The organism is Halomonas sp. NyZ770 (assembly GCF_020616575.1).
GTDB classification, from domain to species: domain Bacteria; phylum Pseudomonadota; class Gammaproteobacteria; order Pseudomonadales; family Halomonadaceae; genus Vreelandella; species Vreelandella hamiltonii.
The window spans coordinates 1,834,621-1,860,873 of the sequence record NZ_CP085143.1 but is presented as its reverse complement, the minus strand read 5'-3'; the positions used below and the strand labels follow the sequence as shown (position 1 = coordinate 1,860,873).

General features: G+C 59.3%; 23 protein-coding genes and 1 tRNA gene. 12 read left to right on the top strand and 12 right to left on the bottom strand.

Annotated elements, in window-relative coordinates; genetic code table 11:
- The first annotated feature begins 97 nt into the window (after nucleotides 1-97).
- On the top strand, nucleotides 98-2,989 hold the full coding sequence (gene gcvP / locus LG409_RS08515) for an aminomethyl-transferring glycine dehydrogenase (RefSeq protein WP_227408016.1): 2,892 nt from the start codon (nucleotides 98-100) through the stop codon (nucleotides 2,987-2,989).
- A 33-nt stretch (nucleotides 2,990-3,022) separates the two neighbouring features.
- Here gcvP and LG409_RS08510 read toward each other — a convergent pair whose 3' ends face one another.
- A complete protein-coding gene (locus LG409_RS08510) occupies nucleotides 3,023-3,922 on the bottom strand; it encodes a LysR family transcriptional regulator (RefSeq protein WP_227408015.1) in 900 nt (299 codons plus the stop codon).
- A 215-nt stretch (nucleotides 3,923-4,137) separates the two neighbouring features.
- Between LG409_RS08510 and ppnN the strand changes: the two genes are divergently transcribed.
- The 3 genes from ppnN (at nucleotide 4,138) to LG409_RS08495 (ending at nucleotide 6,608) form a co-directional block, all read left to right on the top strand.
- Nucleotides 4,138-5,520, top strand: coding sequence for a nucleotide 5'-monophosphate nucleosidase PpnN (ppnN, locus tag LG409_RS08505; RefSeq protein ID WP_144982727.1), 1,383 nt, complete (start codon nucleotides 4,138-4,140; stop codon nucleotides 5,518-5,520).
- A gap of 52 nt (nucleotides 5,521-5,572) precedes the next feature.
- Nucleotides 5,573-6,301: a sulfite exporter TauE/SafE family protein gene (locus LG409_RS08500; protein ID WP_081193248.1), complete on the top strand. Its 729-nt coding sequence runs from the start codon at nucleotides 5,573-5,575 to the stop codon at nucleotides 6,299-6,301.
- 103 nt (nucleotides 6,302-6,404) lie between these two features.
- Nucleotides 6,405-6,608, top strand: coding sequence for a hypothetical protein (locus tag LG409_RS08495; protein ID WP_039178069.1), 204 nt, complete (start codon nucleotides 6,405-6,407; stop codon nucleotides 6,606-6,608).
- Between the two features lie 54 nt (nucleotides 6,609-6,662).
- Here the strand turns inward: LG409_RS08495 and LG409_RS08490 are convergent, their stop codons facing one another.
- Nucleotides 6,663-9,374 (bottom strand): cation-translocating P-type ATPase, encoded by a 2,712-nt coding sequence (locus LG409_RS08490; RefSeq protein WP_227408014.1) that lies wholly within the window; start codon nucleotides 9,372-9,374, stop codon nucleotides 6,663-6,665.
- A gap of 255 nt (nucleotides 9,375-9,629) precedes the next feature.
- On the opposite strand from LG409_RS08490, the gene LG409_RS08485 reads away from it, so the two are divergent.
- Nucleotides 9,630-9,839 (top strand): hypothetical protein, encoded by a 210-nt coding sequence (locus LG409_RS08485; RefSeq protein ID WP_189463024.1) that lies wholly within the window; start codon nucleotides 9,630-9,632, stop codon nucleotides 9,837-9,839.
- A gap of 47 nt (nucleotides 9,840-9,886) precedes the next feature.
- Here the strand turns inward: LG409_RS08485 and LG409_RS08480 are convergent.
- The 4 genes from LG409_RS08480 to LG409_RS18675 form a co-directional block, all read right to left on the bottom strand.
- Nucleotides 9,887-9,963, bottom strand: a tRNA-Pro gene (locus tag LG409_RS08480).
- Between the two features lie 122 nt (nucleotides 9,964-10,085).
- Nucleotides 10,086-10,898 (bottom strand): inositol monophosphatase family protein, encoded by an 813-nt coding sequence (locus LG409_RS08475; protein ID WP_227408013.1) that lies wholly within the window; start codon nucleotides 10,896-10,898, stop codon nucleotides 10,086-10,088.
- A 121-nt stretch (nucleotides 10,899-11,019) separates the two neighbouring features.
- The gene (locus tag LG409_RS08470; RefSeq protein ID WP_227408012.1) at nucleotides 11,020-11,481 is read right to left on the bottom strand and encodes an anti-virulence regulator CigR family protein; all 462 of its coding nucleotides are present in this window, start codon (nucleotides 11,479-11,481) and stop codon (nucleotides 11,020-11,022) included.
- A gap of 184 nt (nucleotides 11,482-11,665) precedes the next feature.
- The gene (locus LG409_RS18675) at nucleotides 11,666-12,106 is read right to left on the bottom strand and encodes a pilin (RefSeq protein WP_319799345.1); all 441 of its coding nucleotides are present in this window, start codon (nucleotides 12,104-12,106) and stop codon (nucleotides 11,666-11,668) included.
- A 245-nt stretch (nucleotides 12,107-12,351) separates the two neighbouring features.
- Here LG409_RS18675 and pilB point away from each other — a divergent pair, with 245 nt between their 5' ends.
- From pilB to LG409_RS08435, 6 genes are read left to right on the top strand one after another with little or no spacing between them, the layout of a single operon-like run.
- On the top strand, nucleotides 12,352-14,109 hold the full coding sequence (pilB, locus tag LG409_RS08460) for a type IV-A pilus assembly ATPase PilB (RefSeq protein ID WP_227408011.1): 1,758 nt from the start codon (nucleotides 12,352-12,354) through the stop codon (nucleotides 14,107-14,109).
- A gap of 8 nt (nucleotides 14,110-14,117) precedes the next feature.
- Nucleotides 14,118-15,347: a type II secretion system F family protein gene (locus tag LG409_RS08455; protein ID WP_096923036.1), complete on the top strand. Its 1,230-nt coding sequence runs from the start codon at nucleotides 14,118-14,120 to the stop codon at nucleotides 15,345-15,347.
- A 41-nt stretch (nucleotides 15,348-15,388) separates the two neighbouring features.
- Nucleotides 15,389-16,231 (top strand): prepilin peptidase, encoded by an 843-nt coding sequence (locus LG409_RS08450; protein ID WP_096923037.1) that lies wholly within the window; start codon nucleotides 15,389-15,391, stop codon nucleotides 16,229-16,231.
- 12 nt (nucleotides 16,232-16,243) lie between these two features.
- Nucleotides 16,244-16,843: a dephospho-CoA kinase gene (gene coaE, locus LG409_RS08445; protein ID WP_039178086.1), complete on the top strand. Its 600-nt coding sequence runs from the start codon at nucleotides 16,244-16,246 to the stop codon at nucleotides 16,841-16,843.
- Between the two features lie 34 nt (nucleotides 16,844-16,877).
- Nucleotides 16,878-17,111 carry a DNA gyrase inhibitor YacG gene (gene yacG, locus LG409_RS08440; RefSeq protein ID WP_227408010.1) on the top strand — a complete coding sequence of 78 codons (234 nt, stop codon included), beginning with the start codon at nucleotides 16,878-16,880 and terminating at the stop codon, nucleotides 17,109-17,111.
- A gap of 12 nt (nucleotides 17,112-17,123) precedes the next feature.
- The gene (locus LG409_RS08435; RefSeq protein WP_189463019.1) at nucleotides 17,124-17,993 is read left to right on the top strand and encodes a DNA replication terminus site-binding protein; all 870 of its coding nucleotides are present in this window, start codon (nucleotides 17,124-17,126) and stop codon (nucleotides 17,991-17,993) included.
- Between the two features lie 9 nt (nucleotides 17,994-18,002).
- Here LG409_RS08435 and LG409_RS08430 read toward each other — a convergent pair whose 3' ends face one another.
- Nucleotides 18,003-18,332, bottom strand: coding sequence for a hypothetical protein (locus LG409_RS08430; RefSeq protein ID WP_039178092.1), 330 nt, complete (start codon nucleotides 18,330-18,332; stop codon nucleotides 18,003-18,005).
- Nucleotides 18,333-18,697: 365 nt separating this feature from the next.
- Between LG409_RS08430 and LG409_RS08425 the strand changes: the two genes are divergently transcribed.
- Nucleotides 18,698-19,537, top strand: coding sequence for a helix-turn-helix transcriptional regulator (locus LG409_RS08425; RefSeq protein WP_039178094.1), 840 nt, complete (start codon nucleotides 18,698-18,700; stop codon nucleotides 19,535-19,537).
- A 126-nt stretch (nucleotides 19,538-19,663) separates the two neighbouring features.
- On the opposite strand, the gene LG409_RS08420 is transcribed toward LG409_RS08425, so the two are convergent.
- The 5 genes from LG409_RS08420 to pheA all read right to left on the bottom strand — a co-directional run bounded on the left by LG409_RS08420 (nucleotide 19,664) and on the right by pheA (nucleotide 26,251).
- The gene (locus LG409_RS08420; protein ID WP_039178096.1) at nucleotides 19,664-20,038 is read right to left on the bottom strand and encodes a histone-like nucleoid-structuring protein, MvaT/MvaU family; all 375 of its coding nucleotides are present in this window, start codon (nucleotides 20,036-20,038) and stop codon (nucleotides 19,664-19,666) included.
- Between the two features lie 293 nt (nucleotides 20,039-20,331).
- Nucleotides 20,332-22,011 (bottom strand): 30S ribosomal protein S1, encoded by a 1,680-nt coding sequence (rpsA, locus tag LG409_RS08415; protein WP_039178097.1) that lies wholly within the window; start codon nucleotides 22,009-22,011, stop codon nucleotides 20,332-20,334.
- Nucleotides 22,012-22,195: 184 nt separating this feature from the next.
- Nucleotides 22,196-22,885, bottom strand: a complete 690-nt coding sequence (gene cmk / locus LG409_RS08410; RefSeq protein WP_096923040.1) for a (d)CMP kinase — start codon at nucleotides 22,883-22,885, stop codon at nucleotides 22,196-22,198.
- Complete coding sequence (locus LG409_RS08405) at nucleotides 22,875-25,163, bottom strand: bifunctional prephenate dehydrogenase/3-phosphoshikimate 1-carboxyvinyltransferase (protein ID WP_227408009.1); 2,289 nt, start codon at nucleotides 25,161-25,163, stop codon at nucleotides 22,875-22,877. Before LG409_RS08405 ends, cmk begins: the two co-directional genes overlap by 11 nt.
- On the bottom strand, nucleotides 25,160-26,251 hold the full coding sequence (gene pheA / locus LG409_RS08400) for a prephenate dehydratase (protein ID WP_039178103.1): 1,092 nt from the start codon (nucleotides 26,249-26,251) through the stop codon (nucleotides 25,160-25,162). The genes LG409_RS08405 and pheA overlap by 4 nt, the downstream gene beginning before the upstream one ends.
- Between the last annotated feature and the right edge of the window lie 2 nt (nucleotides 26,252-26,253).

Here is a 26,253-nt window from a genome sequence, read left to right as displayed (position 1 = left end):
CACACCCCCCCCACGGGTTGTACGAGCGGCACCACAGCCACGCAGAACAGGCTGCCCTGAGACCCCACGGTTTACTCATCACGTTCGGAACCTTCCCATGCCTTTTGAAACACGCCGTTTGGCCGAACTGGCCGACCACGATGCTTTTATCAAACGCCATAACGGGCCTAGCCCCGACGATGTCGCCACCATGCTAAAAGCGCTCGATTTACAGCGCATGGAAGATCTGATCGAGCAGACCGTGCCAAGCGATATTCGCTTGGGCCGCGAACTGGCACTGGACGCCCCCCGCAGTGAAGCAGAAGCCCTGGATTACCTGAGCCAGCTGGCACGCCAGAACCGCGTGGCCAAAAGTTACATTGGCCAGGGTTATTACAACACTCACATGCCCGCTGTGATTCAGCGCAACGTGCTGGAAAACCCAGGCTGGTACACCGCCTACACGCCTTACCAGCCCGAGATTTCTCAGGGGCGCCTGGAAGGTCTGCTGAATTTCCAGCAGGTGGTCATGGATCTCACCGGCATGGAGCTTGCCAACGCTTCCCTGCTGGATGAGGCCACCGCCGCCGCCGAGGCCATGGCGCTGTGCAAACGCGGCAACAAGAAGAGCAAGTCCAACACCTTTTTCGTGGCCGAAGACGTCTTCCCGCAAACCCTGGACGTCATCAAGACCCGCGCGGAATTCTTTGGCTTCGAACTGAAGATTGCACCGGCGGAGCAGCTGGCAGACGAAGACGTGTTTGGCGCGCTGGTTCAGTATCCGTCCGCCAGCGGCACCATCACCGACCTCGCCCCGCTGCTCGCCAAGGCCCAGGAAAAGGGCGTCATGACCTGTGTCGCCACGGATCTGCTGAGCCTGGTACTGCTGAAAGAGCCCGGTATCTTTGGTGCCGACATCGTGGTGGGCAGCTCGCAGCGCTTTGGCGTACCCATGGGCTTCGGTGGCCCCCACGCGGCGTTTTTTGCCACCTCCGACAAGCTCAAGCGCTCCATTCCGGGCCGCATCATCGGCGTTTCAAAAGACAGCCGTGGCAAGACCGCGCTGCGCATGGCCATGCAGACCCGCGAACAGCACATTCGTCGCGAGAAGGCCACTTCCAACATTTGTACCGCCCAAGCGCTGCTGGCCAACATTGCCGGTTTCTATGCCACTTATCACGGTGCCGAGGGGCTGCGCAAAATTGCTGGCCGCGTTCACCGTCTGACCACCCTGCTGGCCACCGGCCTGCAACAGGCGGGCGTGCAGCTGGCCAACGATAGCTGGTTCGATACGCTGCGCCTTGCGCAGGTCGATGCTGGCAAGATCCATGGCCGCGCCATGACCCATGACATCAACCTGCACTACTTCGCCAATGGCGATGTCGGCATCAGCCTCGACGAAACCACGACGGCCCATGACGTCGCGACCCTGTTCGATGTCCTGCTCGGCGATGAGCACGGTCTTTCCGTCGCCGCCCTCGACGAGCAAGTGGTGGAAGGCAAGCTGACAGGCATTCCGGCAGAGTACCAGCGGGAAAGCGACTTCCTGAGCCATCCGACGTTCACGCGCTACCGCAGCGAAACCGAAATGCTGCGCTACCTGAAACGCCTGGAGAACAAGGACCTCTCCCTGGCCCATGCCATGATTCCGCTGGGCTCATGCACCATGAAGCTCAACGCCACCAGCGAGATGATTCCGGTCTCTTGGCCTGCCTTCGCGCACCTGCACCCCTTCGCGCCTCGCGACCAGGTGGCGGGCTATCATCAGATGATCGACGAGCTGGCCGCTTTCCTGGTGGAAGTGACCGGCTATGACCATATCTCCATGCAGCCCAACTCTGGCGCTCAGGGCGAATATGCCGGCCTGCTGGCCATTCGCCGCTACCAGGCCGCCCAAGGCGAAGCCCACCGGGATGTGTGCCTGATTCCCAGCTCTGCCCACGGCACCAACCCGGCATCTGCCGCCATGCTGAGCATGGAGGTGGTGGTGGTCGAGTGCGACGCCAACGGCAACATCGACCTGACCGACCTGACCCAGAAGGCCGAGCAGTACAGCGAGCGGCTCTCGGCGGTGATGATCACCTACCCGTCTACCCACGGCGTGTTCGAGTCCCACGTTCGTCAGGTGTGTGAGGTGATTCACCAGCACGGCGGCCAGGTCTACGTGGACGGTGCCAACATGAACGCCCAGGTGGGACTGACACGCCCAGGCGACTTCGGCGGGGATGTATCGCACCTCAACCTGCACAAGACCTTCTGCATTCCTCACGGGGGTGGCGGTCCGGGCATGGGCCCCATTGGCGTCAAGGCGCATCTGGCTCCTTACGTTTCCAACCACGTGGTCACGCCCATCGATGGCGTACAGCCCGGTGGCGCAGTGTCTGCTGCCGCCTTTGGCAGCGCCTCGATCCTGCCCATCTCCTGGGCGTACATCAAAATGATGGGCGCGCGGGGGCTGCGCGAGGCAACGGAGATCGCCATTCTCAACGCCAACTACATCGCCAAACGGCTGGCGCCGTCCTACCCGATTCTCTATCGCGGCCAGAACGGCTATGTGGCCCACGAGTGCATCATCGACATCCGCCCGCTCAAGAGCGCCTCGGGTATCAGTGAAGAAGATATCGCCAAGCGACTGATGGACTATGGCTTCCATGCGCCGACCATGTCGTTCCCGGTACCCGGCACGCTGATGATCGAGCCTACCGAGTCCGAATCACTCTACGAGATCGACCGCTTCTGCGACGCGATGATTGCCATTCGTGAAGAGATCGCGCGCGTCGAGAATGGAGAGTGGCCGCTGGACAACAACCCGCTGGTCAATGCGCCGCATACCCAGGCCGACGTCATGGACAGCGACTGGCAGCGCCCCTATGACCGCCAGCTAGGGGCTTTCCCCAGCGAAGCCGTCGCCGCCGCCAAGTACTGGCCGTCGGTCAACCGAGTGGATAACGTCTTTGGTGATCGCCAACTGGTGTGCTCGTGCCCCAGCATTGACGAATACCGCCGCTAGGCAAGCCCCCCTCACACGCCTCTGGGGCCCTGTTCAGGGTTTCAGAGGCGTCGTTTCTTGTAGCCGCTGATCATGGAAGCCCTTGAGCAGCTTCTCGTAACGCTTGGGCAACACGGAATCCTTGCGCCGCAGCAGATAGAGCACTTCGTGAATGACCTGCGACAGTGGCAGCGGCTTCACCTGGCGCTGCCAGGGAGACGTTTCCAATACCAGCCGTGACACGACGGTAAAGCCAAGCCCCCGGGCCACGGCGTCCAGCACCATGCTGACTTCGTTGGTAAACCCCTGATGGCGAAAATGCGTCATGGAGCGGAACTCGTCGGGGAAGTTGGCCCGTAGCAGCGCGTTGGCGTGATTGATGCCATCGTAGTAATTGATGAAGCCCAACCCCATCAGTTCGGCCAGGGTACTGCCCGCGAAGTCGGCGGGTACCACCAGGCACAGAGGCTCCTTGTGCCAGACGGTGCAGGCAAGCTCGGTATGGTTGAGCTGCTCGGTGACGATGCCGATATCGTAACGCCCTTCCAACAGGTCGTTGACGATTTCATGATTGAAAGCAAAGCTGTAGTTGACGGTCAGGCTGGGGTGCATCTGCTGCTGCCCCAGGATGTAGGGGTAGAACATCAGTCCGACGCTGCCTGGGGAGGCAATGCGGCACTCGCCGCTGTCCAGCGAATCATCGTCCAGACCATGCCTGAACTGCTCATGCTCGGCGAACAGCTTCAACGCATAGTCGTAAGCGCGACGACCAGACTCGGTCAGCGTAAAACTGCGCCCGTGACGCTCGATCAGCGCTTTATCCAGATAGGTTTCCAGCTTTCTGACGTGCTGGCTGACGCCCGGCTGCGTCATCTCCAGGCGTCGCGCGGTGCGCGTGAAACTGCCCGTTTCCACCAGCGTGATAAAGGTACGAAAGTATTGAGCGTTGAACATGGGTTCCCGGCAACTTCATCATTAACGGTCACTGTCACAGTGAGGATCATCAGGGCGCCTAGAATGGATGCCTACCGGCGCCAAGCCTCTAGCCTAGCATAAAAAACGACCGCCTCGGGCTCGGATGCCCGTAGCAGGGCAAGGCAGCTGAACGTGAGGGAGCAGCATGCTAGTATGCCGTTTGGTCATGATCATACTCAGGGATAGTCCATACAATGACGCAACCTTCAGCACCCCGCGCCACCATTTCCAGCATCATTTCTCCCGAAGGCAGCCTGGAAGTGCTGTCTCAGCACGAGGTCAATCGCCTCAAGAGCACCTCGAAAAGCGGGTTACATGACTTGTTGCGCCGCTGTGCCCTCGCCGTGCTCAACTGCGGCAGCCCTACCGATGACAGCCTGGCCCTTCTCGAAGCCTACAAGGATTTCGACATCGAAGTGCTGCAGCAGGATCGCGGCATACGCCTGAAGCTCACCAACGCCCCAGCGGAAGCCTTCGTGGACGGACGCATGATACGCGGCATTCGTGAGCACCTGTCGTCGATCATCCGTGACATCGTCTACGTCTATAACGAGATCCAGCATCATAATCGCTTCGATCTCAGCACTGGCGAAGGCACCACCAATGCCGTGTTCCACATTCTGCGCAAGGCGGGCACGCTGAAGCCGGGCCGCGACCCGAGCCTGGTAGTGTGCTGGGGCGGCCACTCGATCTCCCGTGAAGAGTACGAATATACCAAGGACGTCGGCTATCACCTGGGGCTCCGCGACCTGGACATTTGCACCGGCTGCGGCCCAGGGGCCATGAAAGGTCCCATGAAAGGTGCCAACGTCGCGCATGCCAAGCAGCGCCGCAAGGAAGGCCGCTACCTGGGCATTTCCGAGCCTGGCATCATCGCTGCTGAAGCTCCCAACCCGATCGTCAATGAGCTGGTGGTGATGCCGGACATCGAAAAGCGCCTGGAAGCCTTCGTGCGCCTGGGCCATGGCATCATCGTGTTCCCCGGTGGCGTGGGTACCGCCGAAGAGATCCTTTACCTGCTGGGCATTCTATTGCACCCCGGCAACCAGGACATTCCCTTCCCGCTGATCTTTACCGGCCCCGCCAGTTCCGCCGCGTACTTCGAGAAGATCGACGAGTTTCTGGTCTACACCCTGGGTGAAGATATCCGCCGCTTCTACACCATCATCACCGGGGACCCGGCGGCCGTGGCGCGCAAGATGCGCGATGGCATCCACCAGGTCAGCGAGTTCCGCCGCCAGCACCAGGATGCGTTCTACTACAACTGGCGCCTGACCATTGCCCGCGAGTTCCAGGCACCCTTCGAGCCTACCCACGAAGCCATGCGCAGCCTGGCGCTGCACCGCCAGCAGCCCACCCACGAGCTGGCAGCCAACCTGCGCCGCGCTTTTTCGGGCATCGTGGCAGGTAACGTGAAAGAGCCGGGCATTCGGGCCATCGAGGCTCACGGGCCTTTCGAACTGACCGCAGAGCCCGAGCTGATGCAGCGCCTGGACGACCTGCTCGGCTCTTTCGTGGCCCAGGGCCGCATGAAACTGGACGGACAGCCCTACACGCCCTGCTATGTACTCAAGTAAGCCCATGTACTCAAGTAAGCTCATGTACTCAAGTAATTCTGAGTAACGCCGCATGATCGTCGCCTTTTTGACGCTGATGGCCGCGGGGATCATCAAGGGTGCCATCGGCTCTGGCGTACCGGTCATCGTCATTCCCGTGCTGACCATGCTGTACGACGTCAAGCTGGCCATTGCCGTGCTGGTGGCCCCGAACCTGTTCAGCAATGCCCTGCAGGTCTGGCAGTACCGCCACCATCTGCTGCCGCATCGCTTTCTGCTCTGGTTCGGCCTCTCCGGTGGGCTGGGCATCGTGATCGGCACCTGGGGGCTGGTGGTGCTGTCGCCCACGCTGCTGTCGCTGGGCGTGGCGGCTGCCATCGTGCTCTACCTGGCCATCAAGCTGGCCAACCGCAGCTTTACGCTGCCCTTCCCGCTGGCGCAGCGCATCGTGTTGCCGGTGGGGCTGGTGGCAGGCGTGCTGCAAGGTGCGGCGGGCATGTCCGCCCCGGCGTCGGTGACCTTTCTGAACGCGATGCGTCTGGAGCGCCCGGTGTTCATCGGCTCGATATCGGTGTTCTTCGTGGCGATCACGCTGGTACAGATCCCGGCTCTGCTCAGCGCCGGGATTCTCACCTGGGAGCGCTCGTTGTACAGTCTGGCTGCCCTGCTGGTCATTCTGGCAGCCATGCCCCTGGGCGCCAGGCTGGGCAAACGCCTGCCGCATCGCTGGTTCGACAGGCTCATCATGTGCCTGTTGGCCACGATTGCCATCAAGATCGTCGTGGATGCATTGATGGCCTAGTCTATACTGATGCATGATCGTGCCGAACCGTACTCGGCATTCATGTCATGTATACTTCTTGACTCTTTATCTCTGACTTCAGCACCAAGGAAAGGAGCGACCCATGGAAATGATCAACCAGTTGAGCGATGGCAAGGCCAAAGCCTTTGCCAAACACTGTTTTGAAAGCTATTCCCCGGAAGAACTGAACGCAGCGGCGGCAGGCAGTCCTGACAAGGACCAGGCCGACCACTGGGGCATTACCGAAGGACAGTGGCAAGAAGCCGTGACAGCGGCCCTTGCCGACCATAAAGCCCAGAGTGACTGAACACCTCTTATCGCACTGACGTTGCCGCTGCCTGCCCATGGCAGGCGGTGGCACTCACCTCCTCCGGCGCAAGATGCTTTTTTCCACCTCGACCACGCCATACACGGCCATACTTCCCACCAGAATGGCGAGCCAGTGGTGAGCAGAAAGCCCCTCGCTGACCAGCACGAACTGCAAGAAGGATAAGTAGGTGAACCCCAATTGCAGCAGCAGGACCAACCCGATGGCAAGCCACACCGGCCGACTACCAAAGATGCCTTTCCAGGTCAGCGTGCTGTTGAGCAAATAGCGGCTGTTGATCAGGTAAGCGGCACTGCCCGCCACCAGCATGTTGACCGCGCCCGTGCGGGCCAGCGCTTCGCTACCCCCCTGCCCCAGAATCCAGTTGAACATGCCGAATACGCCCACCAGCAGCAGCAGCGATACGAACACCACCCGCCAAAGCAGAAAGAGATCCAGCAGCGGCGCTTTGGGGTCCCGGGGCGGGCGCTGCATCAGATCCTTCTCGCCAGATTCGAACGCCAATGCCAGGCCCAGCGTAATGGCCACCACCATGTTCACCCAGAGCGCCTGCAGCGGAGTCACCGGCAGGCTCGTGCCCGCCAGCACGGCCAGCATGATGGCAAGCCCCTGGGCACCGTTGGTGGGCAGGATGAAGGTAATCGTCTTGCGAATGTTGTCGTAAACCTTACGCCCCTCTTCGATGGCGTGGACGATGGTGGCGAAGTTGTCGTCGGCCAGCACCATTTGCGAAGCATCCTTGGCCGCTTCCGTTCCTTGAATGCCCATGGCGACACCCACATCTGCCCGTTTGAGCGCCGGGCCATCGTTGACCCCATCACCCGTCATGGCGCATACGCCTCCACGCGCCTGCATGGCCTTGACCAGCCGCAGCTTGTGCTCTGGCGACGCCCGAGCAAACACATCCACCTCCAGAATGATCGCTTCGAGCTGCTCATCCGACATGGCTTCCATGTCGCGCCCGGTCAAGGCCCGCTCGGTGTGCTGAAATCCCAGCTGCCGCGCAATGGCCAAGGCAGTGGCAGCATGGTCTCCGGTGATCATCACCGGGCGAATACCGGCGCGCTGGCAGCGTTTCACCGCCTCGGTGGCCTCTTCACGGGGCGGGTCCAACAGCCCTATCAACCCCAGCAGGCGCAACCCCGACTGCACATGAGGGTGATCGAGCTCAGCGCCTTCTTCCATTGCCTTCTCGGCAATCGCCAGCACCCGCAAGCCTTTCGAGGACAGCGCTTCGATATGCGCCTCCCACTCGCTGGCCACCAGCGGGGCTTCGCCTTCATCGGTGATCACATGGCTGCTCATTTCGATAATGCGATCCGGCGCACCCTTGACCAGCAGCTGCCGCCCACCCTCAAGGTCATGCAGCGTGGCCATGTACTTGTGCTCTGACTCAAAAGGAATCGCATCGAGACGCGGGTACTGCTGGCGCAATGCAAGGTGATCGAGCCCCGCTTTCTCGGCGGCCACCACCAGCGCCCCTTCGGTGGGGTCGCCAAAGATGCGATAGCGTTCATCTTCCTGGTGCAGCTCGGCATCGTTGCACAGCACGCTGGCCAACAGGCAACGTTGCAAGGCAGGCTCATGGGCCAGTCCATTGCACTGCTCCTCGGCGGCCGCTCCTTCTCGGTATAGCTTGCCATGCGGGGCAAAGCCGATACCCTCGAGCGTGAAACGGGCATCCTGCAGCCAGATTGCCTGGGCAGTCATCTCATTACGGGTCAGCGTGCCGGTCTTGTCGGAGAAAATGGTGGAAATCGAACCCAGCGTTTCCACGGCGGGCAGCCGCCGGATGATGGCCCGCCGCTTGGCCATACGCTGAACGCCCAGTGCCAGACCAATGGTCACAATCGCAGGCAGGCCTTCGGGAATGGCCGCTACCGCCAGGCCCACGGCCGCCATGAACATCTCGCCCAAGGGCTGCTGATGCAGCCAGCTACCCAGCAGCGCCGTGATCCCAGCGGCCAGCAGGATAAACACCGCCAGCACTCGGCCAGCTCTATCCAACTGCTGTAACAATGGCGTCTTGATCTGCTCGACACTGCGCAGCAGCTCGGAAATTTTGCCAATTTCCGAGCGTCCTCCGGTCGCCACCACCAGGCCACGGGCATTCCCCTGCACGACCAGCGTGCTGGCAAACGCCATGTTCGAACGCTCGGCCAGCTCGGTATCGTGGGCCAGCGGCGCGGGCTGCTTATCGACGGGCACCGACTCACCGGTCAGGGCAGCCTCATCGGTTTTCAAGCGCCGTACTTCCAGCAACCGAACATCCGCAGGCACGCGATCCCCGCTCTCGAACAGCACGATATCCCCCGGCACCAGCGCCTCGGCAGGCACCGTGGTACGCTGGCCATCGCGCAGCACGTTTGCCTGGGGAGACAGCATGTTGCGAATACTGTCCAGCGCCTGCTCGGCCTTGCCTTCCTGGAAAAAGCCGATCAAGGCAATGATCAACACCACGCCCACGATGGCGGCCGCATCGACCATGTGGCCCAGCAGAAAGCTGGCCACCGCCGCGACCACCAGAATCAGCATCAGGATATTGGCAAACTGCGACAGCAACCGCTTGTACCAGGGGCGCCCCTGGGCCTGCTCCAGGCGGTTTTCTCCATACTGAGCCAAACGCGCCGCTGCTTCTTCGCGGCTCAAGCCTTCACGGGTCGCCGACTGCCGCGCCAACGCTTCGTCTACCGGCAGCCCATGCCATGCTTCGGGCGTTGCAGCCTGCTTGCCTGTGCGACTCATCCCTGCCTCCTGGTCGATGCTCTCGAGAAGGTATCTCACCCTGCACCAGAGCATACCGTACCCAGCTACGCATGATGCCTCCTACCGCTAAAAGCTTGACTTGCATCAAGAGTACCCAGACGCCAGCCTATTTAATCTGCATCATGCAACCTGAAAGAGTGCTGTACTAGACTGTCACGCAGACCAACAGCAAACGCCGACGGCGCTACATCCACAGAGTACGTCAAAAGGATTGCCACACAGAGGAGGTGCTGCATGGAGAAAGCGGTCATCGACATCATTCGAGAGAAGGAAGGCCTACCCGACAGCATGAGCGACAGCGACATTGTGCGTGAGTACAAAGGCACCTATACCGCGGCCCGCGCCGCCATCAGTGTCGACCATAAGCCGCTGGATCAGGTGATGGCCGATACCATGGCCAAAATACTGCCCTTCATGCGCCATGATCGAAAGAAGAAAAAGTGAACCAACGAAAAAAGCCGCTGCAATGAATGCAGCGGCTTTTTCGATATTGGTCGGAGTGACAGGATTCGAACCTGCGACCTTTGCAACCCCATTGCAACGCGCTACCAAGCTGCGCCACACTCCGATGCCCGTTGGCTTTCGCTTCAGGACGGTGCGTATACTAGCGCTTTATCAGCCAAATGAAAAGCCCTTTTTGCGCTTTCTTTTCAAATGCTTGCCGTGCTGGGCTGAAAAGCACCCATCAAGCTAGCGATCCGCGCTTGCCAGCAGCGTCGCCATGGCATCGTACACGCCGGGGGCGGTTACCAACAGCTGCTCAGGGAAAAGGTCGGCAGGAATGCCTTCCGGCACCTCGACCAAATGCCCCACGCGTGCACCGGCTTCCCGGGCGATCACCCAGCCTGCCACAAAATCCCAGGGGGATACGGTTTCGTAATAGGCATCCAGGCGCCCACAGGCGATGTCGCAGATATCCAGCGCCGCCGCCCCGTTGCGTCGGATGTCCTGGCAGTGGGTCAATACGGCTTCGAGCCGTGGCAGCAGGGCCTTGCGGGCCTGCTTGTCGTAGGGAAACCCGGTACCTACCAGCGTGTTGGCCAGGGATTCGGCACCGCTGGGTTGGATAGGCCGCTGGTTGCAGTAGGCACCCAGCCCCTGGGCAGCGCTGAAGGTTTCATTCAGAAACGGTGCGTGAACGACGCCCACCTTGCCCACGCCCTGCTCGATCCAGCCAATCGACACCGCCACATGGCGTTGGCCCTGGGCAAAGTTCACCGTGCCATCGATAGGGTCCACGACCCATAGTTGCTCGGCGGGATGATAGAGCGCCTGTTCGGGGCTCAGCTCTTCGCTTAATTTTGCCTCACCGGGAAAGTGCTCTTCCAGGCGCTGGCTGATTCGCTGGTCGACAGCGACATCGACATCGGTGACCAGCTCCATGCCGTCTTTAAGCCGTTGGGCGAAGTTCTGCTGCTCGCGCGCCTCGCGGATCATCTGCCCCGCCTCTTCGGCGATGGTGATTGCCAGCGCCAGGCGCGCTTCCAGGGTATACGCTGCCATCAGGTTGCCTCTTCTAACGAACAATGGATGAGTCAATAGAGCGATCAGCATAAGCGCTGGCCGATGGCATTACCATGAACGCTCGCTCACGCGGCTACCCACAACACTCGCCAAGAGCTCGTTAACGCAGGGCATCTACCAGTATATCTACCACCACCCGCGTAGCGGCTTCGATGAGCACCACGTCTGCCCCGACGCGCTCCCACTCATAGCCGGGGTAGCGCGGCAGCTGCTGTGCAATGGGGCCATCGAAGCGCTTGGCGATCCCCGGCGGTAGCGGCTTGCCCCGCTCCAGCTGGCGTTGTATGCCGGGCGGCAGCGGCTCGGCGCGGGGGGCTTCGTACTGGCGCAGCAGGCCGAGCAGCTCCCGCTCGTTGATACGCGGCAGATCGATATAGCGCTCCGAGCGCTGCTCACGGCGATATTCATGGCGATGTTCTTGACGATGCTCACGCCCACCCTGGCCCACCTGCTGCTCCTGGTGGCCGCGAGCACCATGGGCGGGGGCATGCGCAGGCTGAGCACTTGCCAGGCCGTGCCAGCACAATGTGGCGATTACAACGCCTAAAGTGATGAGTTTCATAGCAAGCTCCGTTGGTGAATTTGCCTAGTCAGAGCTTTGAGTGTAAAAGACAATTGCGCAGAGAGTATGGAAGCAGCCAAGGCTATTAAAACTCATACAAAAGCCGCCATAAAGGCGGCTGAACAATGAACAAAATAAATATTAATTAGTAACTAAAATCAACACTTTTAGTATTTTTGACAGGTCAATTACTACGACAAGCTTGCGGAAGCTGCGAATCATCTGCGCTTGCCGCAGCAGTCTCAGGCCTTGGAGAGCAATCCCACGAATTATTCACCCGAGTAAAAGTAAAATTGGTAGATTGAAGTAATGCTTGCGTTGCAGTAGCAGCCGCATCTGAGTCGAAGGTTGTTAACTCGATGTTATTATTGGGCAGCCCTAAAGGTGTACTCACTGCAGCTGCGTCTCCTGGGTTGTTAGAAGAGACTTCCACATCTACTAAGGCACGATAGGAGTTGAGTTCTCCAAATTCGGATGCAAACGTAGCTCGCTCTACATAATTCTGATACTGAGGCACACCCACAGCAGCAAGCACGCCAATAATCGCCACCACAATCAGCAGCTCGATGAGGGTGAAGCCCTGCTGCTTGAGGCGGCGGGGTTGGTTGGGTTGGGTCGTTTGCATTAAGAGGTTCCCTTGCGGTGTAGGAGTCATCGTCAGGCCGAAGGTTAATGAACCTCAGCCTTGCGTACCGGTTACATTAGCTTACCCACCCCCCCTTGGCAACCAGCTTTATCCTCCTGGCATGCCCCGATAATCGGCTTATTTCACGGCATGGAACCTGTACGTGGCTGGTACCTCAGGAACAGTAAATATGGTACAACCCTCAGCATTGCATTCCGTTTCATTTGCCCGCTGCCGAGTATGCCATGAGCCAACCTGCCCCTGAGTCTACGCTGAGCCATGCTGCCCTGAACGGGGGGTTGCGGGGCATCGCCAAACGGCTGGTCAAGCACGGCCTGCTTACGGATGCCCAGGCAACCATTGCAGAAAGTACTGCTGCCGAACTCCAGATTTCGCTGCTGCAGCATGTGGTCGATAGTGGCTTGGTCCCCGCCGACGAGGCCGCCGTCGCCGCCGCCTGGGAGTACGGCCTGCCAGTGGTGAACCTGGAAGCCCTGCGCGTCACCGCCCTGCCTGCCGCCAACGACTACCCCGTCAAGATTCTGGAGCGACTGGGCATTCTACCGCTGGCACGTCACGGCCATCGCCTCACCGTGGCGGTTCCTTACCCCGCCACGCTGACCCAGCTGGACGAGCTGCAGTTTGCCACGGGGCTCAGTGTGGACGGCGTACTGGCGCCAGCGGATCAACTGCGCGACACGCTGGTACAGTATCTGGCGCAAAACGAACGCAGCATGCTGGATGAGCTGGAAGACGTGGATGATGCCGTCAGTGAGCTCAACATCATACAGCACGAAGATGGTACCGAGACCACGCTGGACAAGGCGACCCAAAGCGGCGAAGACGCGCCAGTCGTCAAGTTCGTCAATAAAATCCTGTTGGATGCCATCAGCCGGGGCGCTTCGGATATTCACTTCGAACCTTACGAGACGCAGTATCGCGTGCGGTTTCGCATCGACGGCATGCTGGTGGAGATTGCTCGACCACCGTTTGCCCTTCGCCATCGCATTGCTGCGCGCTTGAAGATCATGTCACGGCTCGATATCTCCGAGCGTCGCCTCCCCCAGGATGGCGCGTTGAAGCTGCAGCTGTCACGCACCCGCTCGATCGATTTCCGCGTCAACTCGCTGCCCACCGTCTGGGGCGAGAAGGTCGTACTGCGGATTCTCGACCCCACGTCTGCTCAGCTGGGGATCGACCAGTTGGGGTTCACCCCAGAACAGCAAACCGCCTACGAGAGTGCGCTCAAAAAACCCCAGGGCATGATTCTGGTCACCGGCCCTACCGGTAGCGGTAAAACCGTGACCCTGTATACCGGCATCAATATCCTGAATCAGGTGCAGCGCAATATCTGTACGGCGGAAGACCCGGTGGAAATCAAGGTATCCGGCATCAATCAGGTCAACGTATTGCCCAAGATCGGGCTCAATTTCGCCAGCGCCCTGCGCGCCTTCCTTCGCCAGGACCCGGACGTGGTGATGGTCGGTGAGATCCGCGATCTGGAAACGGCGGAAATCGCCGTCAAGGCTGCACAAACCGGCCACCTGGTGCTCTCCACCGTGCATACCAACTCCGCCGCCGAAACCTTGACGCGCCTCGCCAACATGGGGGTGGCCACGTACAACATTGCCAGCTCGGTAAGCCTGATCATCGCCCAGCGGCTGGCGCGCAAGCTATGCAACCAGTGCAAAGCACCTGCCGACATTCCCGCAGAAGCGCTGCGCAAGGCGGGCTTTAGCCAGCAGGACATTCGCCATGCCACCATTTATCATGCGGTGGGCTGCAAGCAGTGTACCCAAGGCTACAAGGGCCGGATCGGGGTGTACGAAGTCGTACCCATCAGCGACGACATGCGCCAGTTGATCATGCGCGACGGCAACGCCATCGAGATCGATCAGCAGGCCAGGCGCGAAGGTCATCCCAGCCTCTACCAAAGTTGCCTCGGCCGCGTGCTGGATGGCAGTACCAGCCTCGACGAAGTTAACCGTATCAGCAAGGAGTGACCCCTCGCATGGCCAAAGCCAAGGCGCGCCGCGCCAAACCGGCCCCGTTGCATCGCTGGAAGTGGTCTGGCAAAGGCCCACAGGACCGCCCGATGAAGGGGGAGCTGATCGGCAGAACCAAGGCCGATATCGTCGATCAGCTCGCCAAGCAACGGATCGTCGCCGGCAAGATCCAAAAACGCAGCAGCTTCAGCGGCCGAGGCAAGGTCAACAATGTCGATATCATGGTGTTCGCGCGGCAAATGGCCACCATGGTGCGCGCTGGCATTCCCATCCTTCAAGCTCTTCAGGCGGTCTCCGAAAGCCTCAAAAAACCCGCCATGGTGGCGCTGACCCAGCAGATCATGGAAGACGTCTCTTCCGGTGATAGCCTCTCCGCGGCCATGGCCAAGCACCCAAAACAGTTCGATCGCCTGTTCGTCAATCTGGTAGATGCCGGTGAGCAAGCCGGTGCCCTGGACCAGATGCTGGAGCGTATTGCCAGCTACAAGGAAAAGGTCGAATCGCTGAAAAATCGCGTCAAGAAAGCGCTCTGGTATCCCACGGCGGTCATGGCCATCGGGGTCGGGGTCACCATGCTGCTGCTGATCAAGGTGGTCCCGGAGTTCGAAAGCATGTTCCAGGGGTTTGGCGCAGAGCTGCCAGCGCTGACACAATTTACCGTCAACCTTTCCGAGATGGCCCAGCGCTACTGGCTGCATGCCATCGGCGGGCTGGTGGGCAGTGTGATGCTGCTCAAGGCCGCGGCTCGGCGCTCTCCAAAACTCGCCTACCGACTGGATGGCCTGCTGCTCAAGCTGCCGGTGATCGGTGACATCATGCATAAATCGGCGGTATCACGTTTCACGCGGACGCTGGCAACGACCTTTGCTTCCGGGGTGCCGCTGGTAGAGGGGCTGGAAACGGCGGCGGGCGCCGCCGATAATCGTGTTTACATAAAGGCCATCAACGAAGTGCGCCAGGACGTGACCACCGGCCAACAGCTGCACTTTGCCATGCGCATGACCAATCGCTTCCCTGCGCTGGCGGTGCAGATGGTGAGCATTGGTGAAGAGGCGGGCTCGCTGGATGCCATGCTCAACCGAGTGGCCGACTACTATGAAGAAGAAGTCGACAACAAGGTCGATGCGCTGACGTCGCTGATGGAGCCCCTTATCATCGTGGTATTGGGCGCCCTGGTAGGCGGTGTCGTGGTTTCCATGTACCTGCCCATCTTCGAAATCGGCACGGCGCTTTAATCGCTCGGCCATCGACACCCTTATTTTACCTCAGGATCTCCATGGGCTTATCGCCAATCTTACTGCTTGCTATCTCACTGGTGCTGGGGCTTTGCCTCGGCAGCTTCTTGAACGTCGTCATCACGCGACTACCCGTCATGCTGATGCGCCAGTGGCGCAACGAAGCCCTGATAGCGCTGGAACAGCCACCCGAAGCACACCCCCGCTTCAACCTGGCATACCCTGCCTCATTGTGCCCTTCATGCGAGCACGCCATTGCCTGGCACGACAACCTGCCCCTGCTGGGCTGGCTGAAACGCCGTGGGCGCTGTGCCAACTGCCACACCCGCATCAGCCCCCAGTACCCCGTTGTGGAGCTGATGGGTGGGCTGTTGGCGGTGGCCGTGGTGCAACTGCACGGCGCAACGCTGGCCAGCCTGTTTCTGTACGCTGCCTGCTTGACGCTGCTGGTACTGGCAGTCATCGACCTGCGTACCTATCTGCTGCCAGACATTCTCACCCTACCCCTGCTGTGGATGGGGCTACTGTATCAGCTGCTGTTTCAACCGCTGATGCTGCCCAGCGCCGTGATCGGCGCCATGGCGGGTTACTTGATCCTCTGGAGCTTCTACTGGCTGTTCAAACTACTCACCGGCAAGGAAGGCATGGGGTTTGGCGATTTCAAGCTGCTGGCAGGCCTGGGCGCGTGGCTCGGCTGGGAAATGCTGCCACTGCTGCTGATCGTCTCGGCAGGCCTTGGGGCCATCATCGGCCTGGGCGTTCAAGCCATGATGCCCAAGCTTCGCGGCCAACCCATGCCCTTCGGGCCTTTTCTCGCCCTGGCGGGCTGGTTAGGGCTTTTGGCGGGCAATGAGCTGATGGCCCTTTATCTCTCACTCTTCTGATCGGAGGCGATAATGATCATCGGATTGACAGGCGGTATCGGCTCCGGCAAATCGACCGTGGCGCGCGCATTTGGCGAACTAGGGGCAGGCTGGGTAGATGCCGATGATATCGCCCGCGAAGTGGTCATGCCCGGCGAGCCTGCACTGGCAGCGATTGCACAACGTTTTGGCCAACAGATACTCGATGCCGATGGTGGCCTGAACCGCGCTGCGCTGCGTCAGATCGTTTTCAGCGACCCCGAGCAGCGCCGCTGGCTGGAAAGCGAAACCCACCCGCGCATTCGGGAACGCCTGCAGTTGCGGCTAAAGGAGCTTGCTCTGAACTCGCCTTATGTTTTGCTGGTATCGCCACTGCTGTTCGAGTCGGGCCAGGATGCGCTGGCGCAACGCACACTAGTGGTCGATGTACCGGAGGCGCTGCAGCTATCGCGCACTTTAGCGCGCGACGGGGTGAGTGAAGCCCAGGTGCGTGCTATCCTCGCCGCCCAGCTATCGCGCCAGGAACGGCTCAGCCGTGCCCATGACGTGATCGACAACAGCGGCAGCCTGGAGCACCTGCAGCACCAGGTCGTCACGCTGCATCGACGCTACAGCACGATAGCGCACGATTGAGTAATGCACGATTGAGTCATGAGAGGAGAGATGCATGAAGAGCGCTGCCAACGATGCTCCACTGGAAGTCGCCTGCCCACAATGTGCCACGCCCGTGACCTGGAGCGCACAAAGTACCTATCGACCGTTTTGCAGCCAGCGCTGCCAGCTACTCGACCTGGGTGCCTGGGCCGACGAGTCGCACCGTATTTCCGGTGAATCGGACATGGACGAAGCGGATATCGATACCCTGCTGGCTCAGGCCGATCGCGATGCCCCGCTCTCCTGAGGACTAGCCAAGATGCTCCCATCGGCCTCGCCCGCCTACCGCCTGCTGCATGAACTGGATGATCGCTTTGATCGGTTGATGGAAGCCATCGAGCAGGTTGCCTTGCTTTATGAGTCCCAGCCGTTACCCACCTGGCGTTTCGATGGCCTCAGCGACCCCGGCTGGGTAAGGCATGCACTGTTGGATATGTGGCATCAGCAAGCTCAGGATGGACGCGAAACGCGCAATTATATTGGAGTCATCGCAGCGGACGAAGCGCTATTGAAGGCCTTTCAAGACGTCAATCATGCCAAACAGGCCATCAGTGACTGGCTCAGGCACATCAAACAGGCCCACCCAGCTGCATTGAGCGAAGCCAAGCAGCGGCTACCACGCCGCCACCCTGACCTCGACAGCGTACTGCGCCAGAGCGGGCTGGCCAGGCTGCACTTGAAGCAGTGCTGGCGACTACTCCCCATCGCAGAGGCTCCCGTCGCCAGAATACGCTTTGCCTGGTATACCAGCGGCCGTTCCATCAAACGCCTCAGCGTCCAGGAGGCGGAACAGAAATTACTGCAACTGGATACCGAAGCCCCTCATGTGCGTATCCAATTACGCAAGCTGGCCAGCCTGCCCAGCCAAGAAGTGTTGGCCCAAGTTCAGAGCCAAGCCCCGCTGATGCGCGCCAATCTTTTCTACACCGAACCGCTGGCAGATGGGCATACGCGACGGGCGCTCAATGTGGCCATGCCCCTCGTGGTACCTGCCCCAGAGGGGCGCTTACCGGATATCAAGCCACCCCCACCCTCAGCGCCCACCACCCGCACCCGTGCAAAGCGCCGGGATGAAAAGCTGGAGAGTGAGGTGTTTCTGCCCAGCCTGCGGGTCTTCCGCTACCGTTAGCAGACCCCTTCACTCACCGGGTATTTCCTCCAACGCCCATACATTGTACTTGAGCAACGTATCGATCAACTCGCGCAGCGCCCCTGCCGATTGGTCGTACTCGGCCATCAGCACATTCAGGCGCTCGCCGAACAGCTCATCACGCCGCTTCTGTTGGTCCGCCTGATCCTCTGCTTCTAGCTCGGCCAAGGAGCGCACCGGAGGGCCGGTGGGAATATCGAAATCACTGTCAGGGTCTTCCAACTGACGCAGTGCTTGGGCAAAGGCGTCATCCAGCTCACGAAACTTGCGCAGCTTCTCACGCTCATCCAGCTGTTTAGAAACCTTGTGATATTTCATTGATGTTTCATCTACACCTTACGAAAAATGGTCGACAAACCTGAGAACAGGCCATTTTAATCAAAAACTGTGCACAAACGCGTATTCTTGAAGTGCAAACTTGCCTTTGCTACCGCTTGGAAGCATAAAGACAGCAGCGCGAAGACCTCACCATCGGTAACAATGATTAACCGAACAGGTGATTTAAGCTAATACCTTTTACGTCATCGTCGGCAAGGAACAGCCACTCTGTCTATCTCCATGCCCTGGCACATACTGCCACCAGAGATGGCCTACCAGGTCATGAGTACCCATACGCACCGGGAGAGTGCACTGACAGGTCAGTCACAAGCTACCTGTTTGAACCACGCATAGGAGGCCAGATAGTGTTCAATGCAATGTCGCGAGCTGAGATCTGGCTGCAAGACTCGCTTGATCAACCACTGAGTATCGAAGATCTTGCCAGTCACTTGGGATATTCAGCATCACAGGTGCGGCGTCAATTCCGCCAATGCTTCAGCATGTCGCCCCGAGCGTACCGAGAGCAACGGAGACTGGAGCGTGCAGCAGTGCTGCTGTCGTTGACCCAGCAAAATATAGCGCATATCGCCGCGCAGTGCGGCTATGTGAATCATTCTTCCTTTTCACGCGCTTTTCAACGACGCTACCAGCTGTCTCCCAGGCATTATCGCCAAGCTGTCAACGATATGCATCACCTGATACCCCCGGCAAAGTCATTTACCACGGATATAAAGCAAGGCAGCCCTCGTCAAGCCGTCTATATGCGTATCTACAAGGCGGCACACGCCATTAGCGGCTTGGGCAACCGCAAGCGCCATTCCAACCATCTCTCCTGCCTGGAAGCTCAGCTCGGCGGCTCTACGCCCGCTGTGGCTCTCCCCGACCTGCTGGCAGACAAGATCTCTGCGCTCAACAGTACGACAAAGCAGTATAAATTACGCACCGATATCGGGCTGCATCTCGAAAACCAGACGGGCACCGATAGCGTAGCCTTACCCGTAGAATATCGACGTATCGATATTCCCTCACAACACTATGCGGTAACGCTGTTTGATGATTTTAGCGAGCTCGCTGATGCGTTGACGGCGACACTGTGTCAACTGCACTATCACCAGAGCCTTTATCACATTAGCGGGGGCGCACCTCATGTGCTGTGGCGCAAGGAGCACCTGGAACTCAAGGTACCCTTGCAACGCCTTACATAGTCACTGTACGACGATGCACGAAAGAGGCCGGGAAGTTATGGAGAGCATTACCTGGCCTCGATGGCAACACTGCGATACCGCTAAAACAAAACCGGCACTTCTGGGAAGAAATGCCGGTCGAGAAACTTAATCTTCCAGACGAACGAGCCAAGACTCGACGGTATCATCGCCGTGCTCGTCTTTCCAGCTGCGCAGGCCTTTGTGATTACCGCCGCGAGTTTCGATCACTTCACCCGTGTTCGGGTTCTTGTAGATCTTCAGGCGGCGCTTGCGGCGAGTAGCAGCAGCCGGCGCCTTGGGAGCGCCACGCTGGTCAGCAGCGGGGTCCAGCAGAGCGATGACATCACCAGGGCGCTTGCCGAACTCGGTCATTAACGCTTCCAGCTTGGCTTTAAACTCGAGCTCACTTTTCAGACGCTGGTCGTTTTCCAAGCGCTGCAGTTCTTCCTGAAGCTGCTTAAGCTGCTGTTCTTTTTGGATGTAATCATTTAACAGAGACATGGGAGGTCCTTTTAGAGTGAAGATAACTACCTTGGCACTGAGCCGGGAAACTCAACACCGACTATTTCAGGATGCGGACACATTATTGCCTTAAATCCGCTGATTGACAATAGTCTAGTTGATTTTAGCGCCTTTACTAAACAATTTTATACACTCTTGCGCTATTTAAAGGCGCCATGACAATTGCAAACCCCTTTTATAGCAACGCCTGCAATGCTTAATCACAACGTATTTTAAAACCACAGAAACAAAAACGCCGCCCCGAGGGCGGCGTTTTTCGAGACAGGACTAAATTAGTCTTGACCCATTTGCTGCTTGATCAGATCACCAATCGTGGTCGGACCACCGGCAGCTTCCGGCTCTTGCTCACGCAGTTTCTTCATGTTCTGACGCGTGTCATCCTGCTCTTTGGCTTTCACGGACAGAGCAATCTGACGGCTCTTGCGGTCAACGCTGACGATACGCGCTTCGACGCTGTCGCCTTCGCTCAGCACGTTACGCGCGTCTTCAACGCGGTCAGCACTGATTTCAGAGGCTTTCAGAATCGCGATGACGTCGGTAGCCAGCTCGATGTGAGCTTCTTTGGCGTCAACTTCCACGACGCGACCCGTCACGATGCTGCCCTTGTCGTTGACGGACAGGTATTCGGCAACCGGATCGGAATCCATCTGCTTGATACCCAGAGAGATGCGCTCGCGCTCGGGGTCGATAGACAGGATAACGGCTTCTGCCTCGTCGCCTTTCTTGAAGTTGCGAACCGCTTCTTCGCCGGTTTCTGTCCAGGAGATGTCGGACAGGTGAACCAGACCGTCGATACCGCCTTCCAGGCCGATGAAGATACCGAAGTCCGTGATGGACTTGATGGTACCAGAAACGCGATCGCCCTTGTTGTACTCGGCGTTGAAGGTTTCCCACGGGTTAGCAGTGCACTGCTTGATACCCAGAGAGATACGACGACGCTCTTCGTCGATATCGAGCACCATGACGTCAACATCGTCGCCCACTTGAACGACTTTAGACGGATGGATGTTCTTGTTGGTCCAGTCCATTTCAGACACGTGAACCAGACCTTCGACGCCTTCTTCCAGCTCGGCGAAGCAGCCGTAATCGGTCAGGTTAGTGACCACTGCCTGCACTTTCATGCCTTCCGGGTAGCGCTCTTTGATGTTGACCCACGGGTCTTCACCCAGCTGCTTCAGACCCAGAGAAACGCGGTTGCGCTCACGGTCGAACTTCAGCACTTTGACGTTGATCTCGTCGCCAACGGCAACGATTTCAGACGGATGCTTGATACGCTTCCACGCCATGTCGGTGATGTGCAGCAGGCCATCGACACCGCCCAGATCTACGAAAGCACCGTAGTCGGTCAGGTTCTTGACGATACCCTTGATTTGCTGACCTTCTTGCAGCGTCGCCAGCAGTGCTTCACGCTCGGCGCTGTTTTCGGCTTCAAGCACGGCGCGACGCGAAACAACGACGTTGTTACGCTTCGGATCCAGCTTGATGACTTTGAAGTCCAGCTCTTTGTTTTCCAGGTGCGCAGTGTCGCGAACCGGACGAACGTCAACCAGAGAGCCCGGCAGGAAGGCACGGATGGAGTCGACGTCGACAGTGAAGCCGCCTTTGACTTTACCGTTGATCACGCCTTTGATGATTTCGTCTTTCTCGAAGGCCGCTTCCAGAATCTTCCAAGCTTCTGCGCGCTTGGCTTTTTCACGGGACAGGCGAGTTTCGCCGAAGCCATCTTCCACGGCTTCCAGCGCAACGTGCACATCGTCACCGATCGCGATGGTCAGCTCACCATTTTCGTCACGGAATTGTGCCGCAGGGATCTGACCTTCGGATTTCAGACCAGCGTTAACGGTAACCCAGTCACCGTCGATGTCGACAACTTGAGCCGCGACAATGGCGCCCGGCTCCATGTTGATGTCGTTAAGGGACTGTTCAAACAGTTCAGCAAAGCTTTCGCTCATGGTTTTCCTACGTGATCAACGTTGTTGAGGCATAACTGCCTTCTCCGTACCACCAGCGAGTACGGGCCTAATGTCATTCAGCTTCTGGAGGCGTTAGCGCTGGTTGGACCTGACCGGGCTCACTAAGATATTACTGTCGCCCTGCCACGTCGTGACACCTTTCCAAAAACGCCGCAAGGGAGAATCAAGCGCCGTCAAACATGCCCCGTTGGGCAAGCAGCTCGGTCAGTTGATCAACCACTTCCGGTATACTCAGGCGCGTGGTGTCAAGCGTAATGGCATCATCTGCCGGCTTGAGCGGAGCCACACTGCGCTGCGTGTCGCGTGCATCGCGTGCCTGAATCTCCTTCAAAAGACTCGACAGACTAGCATCCACCCCCGATTCCTGCAACTGCAGATGCCGTCTACGCGCCCTTTCCTCCGCACTGGCGGTCAAAAAAATCTTCAGCGGCGCCTCTGGAAACACCACCGTGCCCATATCGCGCCCATCTGCCACCAGGCCGGGGAATTGACAGAAATCCCGTTGCCGCTGAAGTAGCGCCGCGCGCACCTGCGGCAATGCGGCCACTTGGGAAGCACACTCACCCGCTTGCTCGGTACGAATGAGCCGACTGACGTCTTCGCCTTCCAGCAGCGTACGTGGCTGACCCTCTTCCACGGGGAAAGCAACGTCCAGGGTTGCCGCAATATCGGCCAGCGCCGCTTCGTCATCCAGCGCCACGTGATGCTTGACGGCCGCCTGGGCCGTCAACCGATAGAGCGCACCGCTGTCCAGCAGATGCCAGCCCAGTCGCTCAGCCACCAGACTGCTGATCGTGCCTTTACCGGCACCGCCGGGGCCATCGATCGTCAGCACAGGTACGTTAGCGGCCATGGGGGCCCTCCACATCGACACGCATCCCGATACGCTGAGCCAGCGCAACGAAGTCAGGGAAGGATGTCGCCACGTTGGCGCAATCGTCGATGACGATCTCGGCACCCGCGCGCAGGGAGGCAATCGCAAACGCCATGGCAATGCGGTGATCCCCGAGGCTATCGATGCGGCCACCGCCGTAACTCGGCACGCTCTCGTCAGCGTTACCGATGATGTCGATGCCGTCTTCCACGACCGTATGCTCGACCCCCAGAATCGCCAAACCATCTGCCATGGCCTGAATACGATCTGACTCTTTGACGCGCAGCTCTTCAGCACCGCGCAGCCGCGTGGTGCCTTGTGCATTGGCCGCCGCAATGAACAGCGCCGGGAACTCATCGATGGCCAGCGGCACTTGATCGACAGGAATATCGATACCTTTCAGCGGCGCATGGCGAATACGGATGTCGGCCACGGGTTCACCGCCTACCTCGCGCTGGTTTTCAAGCGTCAGGTCAGCGCCCATCAGGGTCAGAATATTGATGACACCGATACGCGTCGGGTTGATACCCACGTGCTCCAGCGTGATGTCGGAACCTGGGGTAATGGCCGCGGCGACCAGGAAGAAGGTAGCCGAAGAGATGTCGGAGGGTACGTCAATCGGCCCCGCCGTCAGTTGACCGCCTCCCTGCAGCCAGCAGGTGTCGCCCTCGCGAGAAACGGCATAGCCAAACCCGTTGAGCATCCGCTCGGTATGATCGCGGGTCGGCGCTGGCTCGCGCACGCGGGTCTCTCCCTCGGCGTAGAGCCCTGCCAGCAGCAGACACGACTTCACCTGAGCACTGGCCATGGGCATATCATAATGAATGCCTTTCAGCGCAGCGCCGCCATGAATTTTCAATGGCGGACGACCACCCTCTGCCGTATCGATGGTCGCTCCCATCAGGCGCAGCGGGTCTGCCACACGCCCCATGGGGCGCTTGGTGAGTGACTCATCACCGGTCAATTCGCTATCGAACGCCTGACCCGCCAGCAGCCCGGCAAACAGGCGCATGGCGGTGCCAGAGTTACCTACATATAGCGGGCCTGCCGGCGCCTTGAGGCCGTGCATGCCAACCCCATGAATGGTCACACGCCCCTGGTGCGGGCCTTCGATGGCCACTCCCATTTCACGAAAGGCCTGCAAGGTGGCCAGACTATCTTCGCCCTCCAGGAAGCCTTTGACCTCGGTCACCCCTTCGGCCAACGCGCCAAGCATGATCGAGCGGTGAGACATGGATTTATCGCCCGGCACCCGCAAACGCCCCTGCGCCTGGCCGCCTGGCTGCACGCGATAAGTCACTTGACCGTGTGGTTGCATATGATATTCCGCCTGGTAACTGGTTTTATTCAATAACGTATCAAAATAGTGGCGAGCATGACTGGCTCGGTCGAAGGTGGCAATCATCGCATCGCTGTCGGCACTTTCCACCGCCTGACGCAGCCGCTTGAGCCCCGCCTCGAAATCATCCAGAGAAGAGAGCACGGCGTCACGATTGGCCACGAAAATGTCGCGCCACATGACCGGGTCACTGCCTGCAATACGGGTAAAATCACGAAACCCACCCGCGGCATAGCGGAAGATATCCAGCCGCTCGTCCTGCCGCGCCAGCGTGTCCACCAGTGAAAACGCCAACAAGTGGGGCAAGTGACTGGTGCGCGCCAGCACCTGATCATGGCGCTCGACGCTCATTTGCAGCACGTCGGCGCCACAGGCTCTCCACAGGGTTTCTACTCGCGCCAGCGCTACCGGGTCGACATCCGGCTCCGGCGTCAGGATCACCTTGTGATTGACGTACAGCGATGGATTGGCGGCTGCCACACCGCTTTTCTCGGAGCCCGCAATAGGATGACCCAGCACGATATTAGGCATGACACGGCCGAATACGCGCTCGGCGCAGTCACGTATGGTGGCCTTGGTACTGCCTACATCGGTGATCACGACATCGGGAGCCGCCTGATCGAGAGAACGCGACAGCATGCTCATCACGCTTTCCATGGCCAGCACCGGTACCGCCAGCACGACCATGGAAACGTCTTTCAAGCAGTTGGCGAGCTCGACACCGCCGGCATCCACCAACCCCAGCTCGATGCCCAATGCCACTTCCTGCTCATTGGGGTCGCAGGCGATGATCTGGCCAGCGTAGCCCGAGGCACGCAATGCGGCGGCCAACGAGCCGCCGATCAGGCCAAGGCCAACAATCAGAATGCGCGGCTCGACACACGCCACCCGAGGTGCAAGAGAAGGTGGAACCGTCACAGCACACCCTGAGGGTAGGAACCCAGCACCCGCAGTTCAGAGGCGCGAAGGCGAACTTCTTCCAGCACCGCAGCCACCTGGGGCTCGTCACGGTGGCCCTTGAAGTCGATGAAGAAGACGTAGTTCCACACACCGGTGCGCGAGGGCCGCGTTTCGATACGCGTCAGATCGATCTTGTGGCGATGGAAGGGCTCCAGCAAATCGTGCAGCGCACCGGGCTGGTTACGCATTGCCACGACGATGGAGGTCTTGTCTTCGCCCGACATGGGCACGTCCTGATTGCCAATGATCAGGAAGCGCGTGGAGTTATCCGGCCGGTCTTCGATTTTGTCGGCAATGCGCTCGAGGCCATACAGCTTGGCGGCCATGTCGCCCGCAATTGCGGCGCTGTGCCACTCGGTTTTCACCAGCTTGGCGGCTTCGGCGTTGGAAGAGACCGGCACCCGCTCGGCATGAGGGTAGTGAGCATCCAGCCACTTGCGGCACTGACCGAACGACTGAGGGTGCGAATAGATGCGTGACACCTTCTCTTGACGCGTGGTTTCACTGATCAAGAGGTGGTGGTGAATGCGCAGCACCACTTCACCACAAATCCTGATGGAGGAGTCCATGAACGTGTCGAGGGTGTGATTGACCACCCCTTCGGTGGAGTTCTCGACGGGAACGACGCCATAGTTGACGGCCCCCGCCTCCACTTCCCGGAACACTTCATCGATGGCTGCCATCGGCAGGCTGACGGCGCTTTCACCGAAATGCTTCAACGCGGCCTGCTGGGTGAAGGTTCCTTCAGGCCCCAGGTAGGCAACCTTGACCGGCTGCTCCAGCGCCAGGCAGGCAGACATGATTTCGCGAAACAGCCGCGCCATTTCTTCGGAGTCCAAAGGCCCCTTGTTCAACGCCATGATACGGCGCAGCACCTGGGCTTCGCGCTCCGGACGGTAGAACACCGCATCCTTGTCCTGAGCCAGCTTGACGTGAGCCACCTGCTGGGCACAGTTGGCCCGCTCACTGATCAAACGCAGAATATCGCCATCCAGCTGGTCGATACGTTGACGCAAGTCGTCGAGATTGATCGGCGTATCGGACATGG

Excerpts from the sequence above, each read along its gene's own strand:
- gcvP (WP_227408016.1), top strand. The coding sequence starts at position 98 with ATGCCTTTTGAAACACGCCGTTTGGCCGAACTGGCCGACCACGATGCT.
- LG409_RS08510 (WP_227408015.1), bottom strand. The coding sequence starts at position 3,922 with ATGTTCAACGCTCAATACTTTCGTACCTTTATCACGCTGGTGGAAACG.
- ppnN (WP_144982727.1), top strand. The coding sequence starts at position 4,138 with ATGACGCAACCTTCAGCACCCCGCGCCACCATTTCCAGCATCATTTCT.
- LG409_RS08500 (WP_081193248.1), top strand. The coding sequence starts at position 5,573 with ATGATCGTCGCCTTTTTGACGCTGATGGCCGCGGGGATCATCAAGGGT.
- LG409_RS08495 (WP_039178069.1), top strand. The coding sequence starts at position 6,405 with ATGGAAATGATCAACCAGTTGAGCGATGGCAAGGCCAAAGCCTTTGCC.
- LG409_RS08490 (WP_227408014.1), bottom strand. The coding sequence starts at position 9,374 with ATGAGTCGCACAGGCAAGCAGGCTGCAACGCCCGAAGCATGGCATGGG.
- LG409_RS08485 (WP_189463024.1), top strand. The coding sequence starts at position 9,630 with ATGGAGAAAGCGGTCATCGACATCATTCGAGAGAAGGAAGGCCTACCC.
- LG409_RS08475 (WP_227408013.1), bottom strand. The coding sequence starts at position 10,898 with ATGGCAGCGTATACCCTGGAAGCGCGCCTGGCGCTGGCAATCACCATC.
- LG409_RS08470 (WP_227408012.1), bottom strand. The coding sequence starts at position 11,481 with ATGAAACTCATCACTTTAGGCGTTGTAATCGCCACATTGTGCTGGCAC.
- LG409_RS18675 (WP_319799345.1), bottom strand. The coding sequence starts at position 12,106 with ATGCAAACGACCCAACCCAACCAACCCCGCCGCCTCAAGCAGCAGGGC.
- pilB (WP_227408011.1), top strand. The coding sequence starts at position 12,352 with ATGAGCCAACCTGCCCCTGAGTCTACGCTGAGCCATGCTGCCCTGAAC.
- LG409_RS08455 (WP_096923036.1), top strand. The coding sequence starts at position 14,118 with ATGGCCAAAGCCAAGGCGCGCCGCGCCAAACCGGCCCCGTTGCATCGC.
- LG409_RS08450 (WP_096923037.1), top strand. The coding sequence starts at position 15,389 with ATGGGCTTATCGCCAATCTTACTGCTTGCTATCTCACTGGTGCTGGGG.
- coaE (WP_039178086.1), top strand. The coding sequence starts at position 16,244 with ATGATCATCGGATTGACAGGCGGTATCGGCTCCGGCAAATCGACCGTG.
- yacG (WP_227408010.1), top strand. The coding sequence starts at position 16,878 with ATGAAGAGCGCTGCCAACGATGCTCCACTGGAAGTCGCCTGCCCACAA.
- LG409_RS08435 (WP_189463019.1), top strand. The coding sequence starts at position 17,124 with ATGCTCCCATCGGCCTCGCCCGCCTACCGCCTGCTGCATGAACTGGAT.
- LG409_RS08430 (WP_039178092.1), bottom strand. The coding sequence starts at position 18,332 with ATGAAATATCACAAGGTTTCTAAACAGCTGGATGAGCGTGAGAAGCTG.
- LG409_RS08420 (WP_039178096.1), bottom strand. The coding sequence starts at position 20,038 with ATGTCTCTGTTAAATGATTACATCCAAAAAGAACAGCAGCTTAAGCAG.
- rpsA (WP_039178097.1), bottom strand. The coding sequence starts at position 22,011 with ATGAGCGAAAGCTTTGCTGAACTGTTTGAACAGTCCCTTAACGACATC.
- cmk (WP_096923040.1), bottom strand. The coding sequence starts at position 22,885 with ATGGCCGCTAACGTACCTGTGCTGACGATCGATGGCCCCGGCGGTGCC.
- pheA (WP_039178103.1), bottom strand. The coding sequence starts at position 26,251 with ATGTCCGATACGCCGATCAATCTCGACGACTTGCGTCAACGTATCGAC.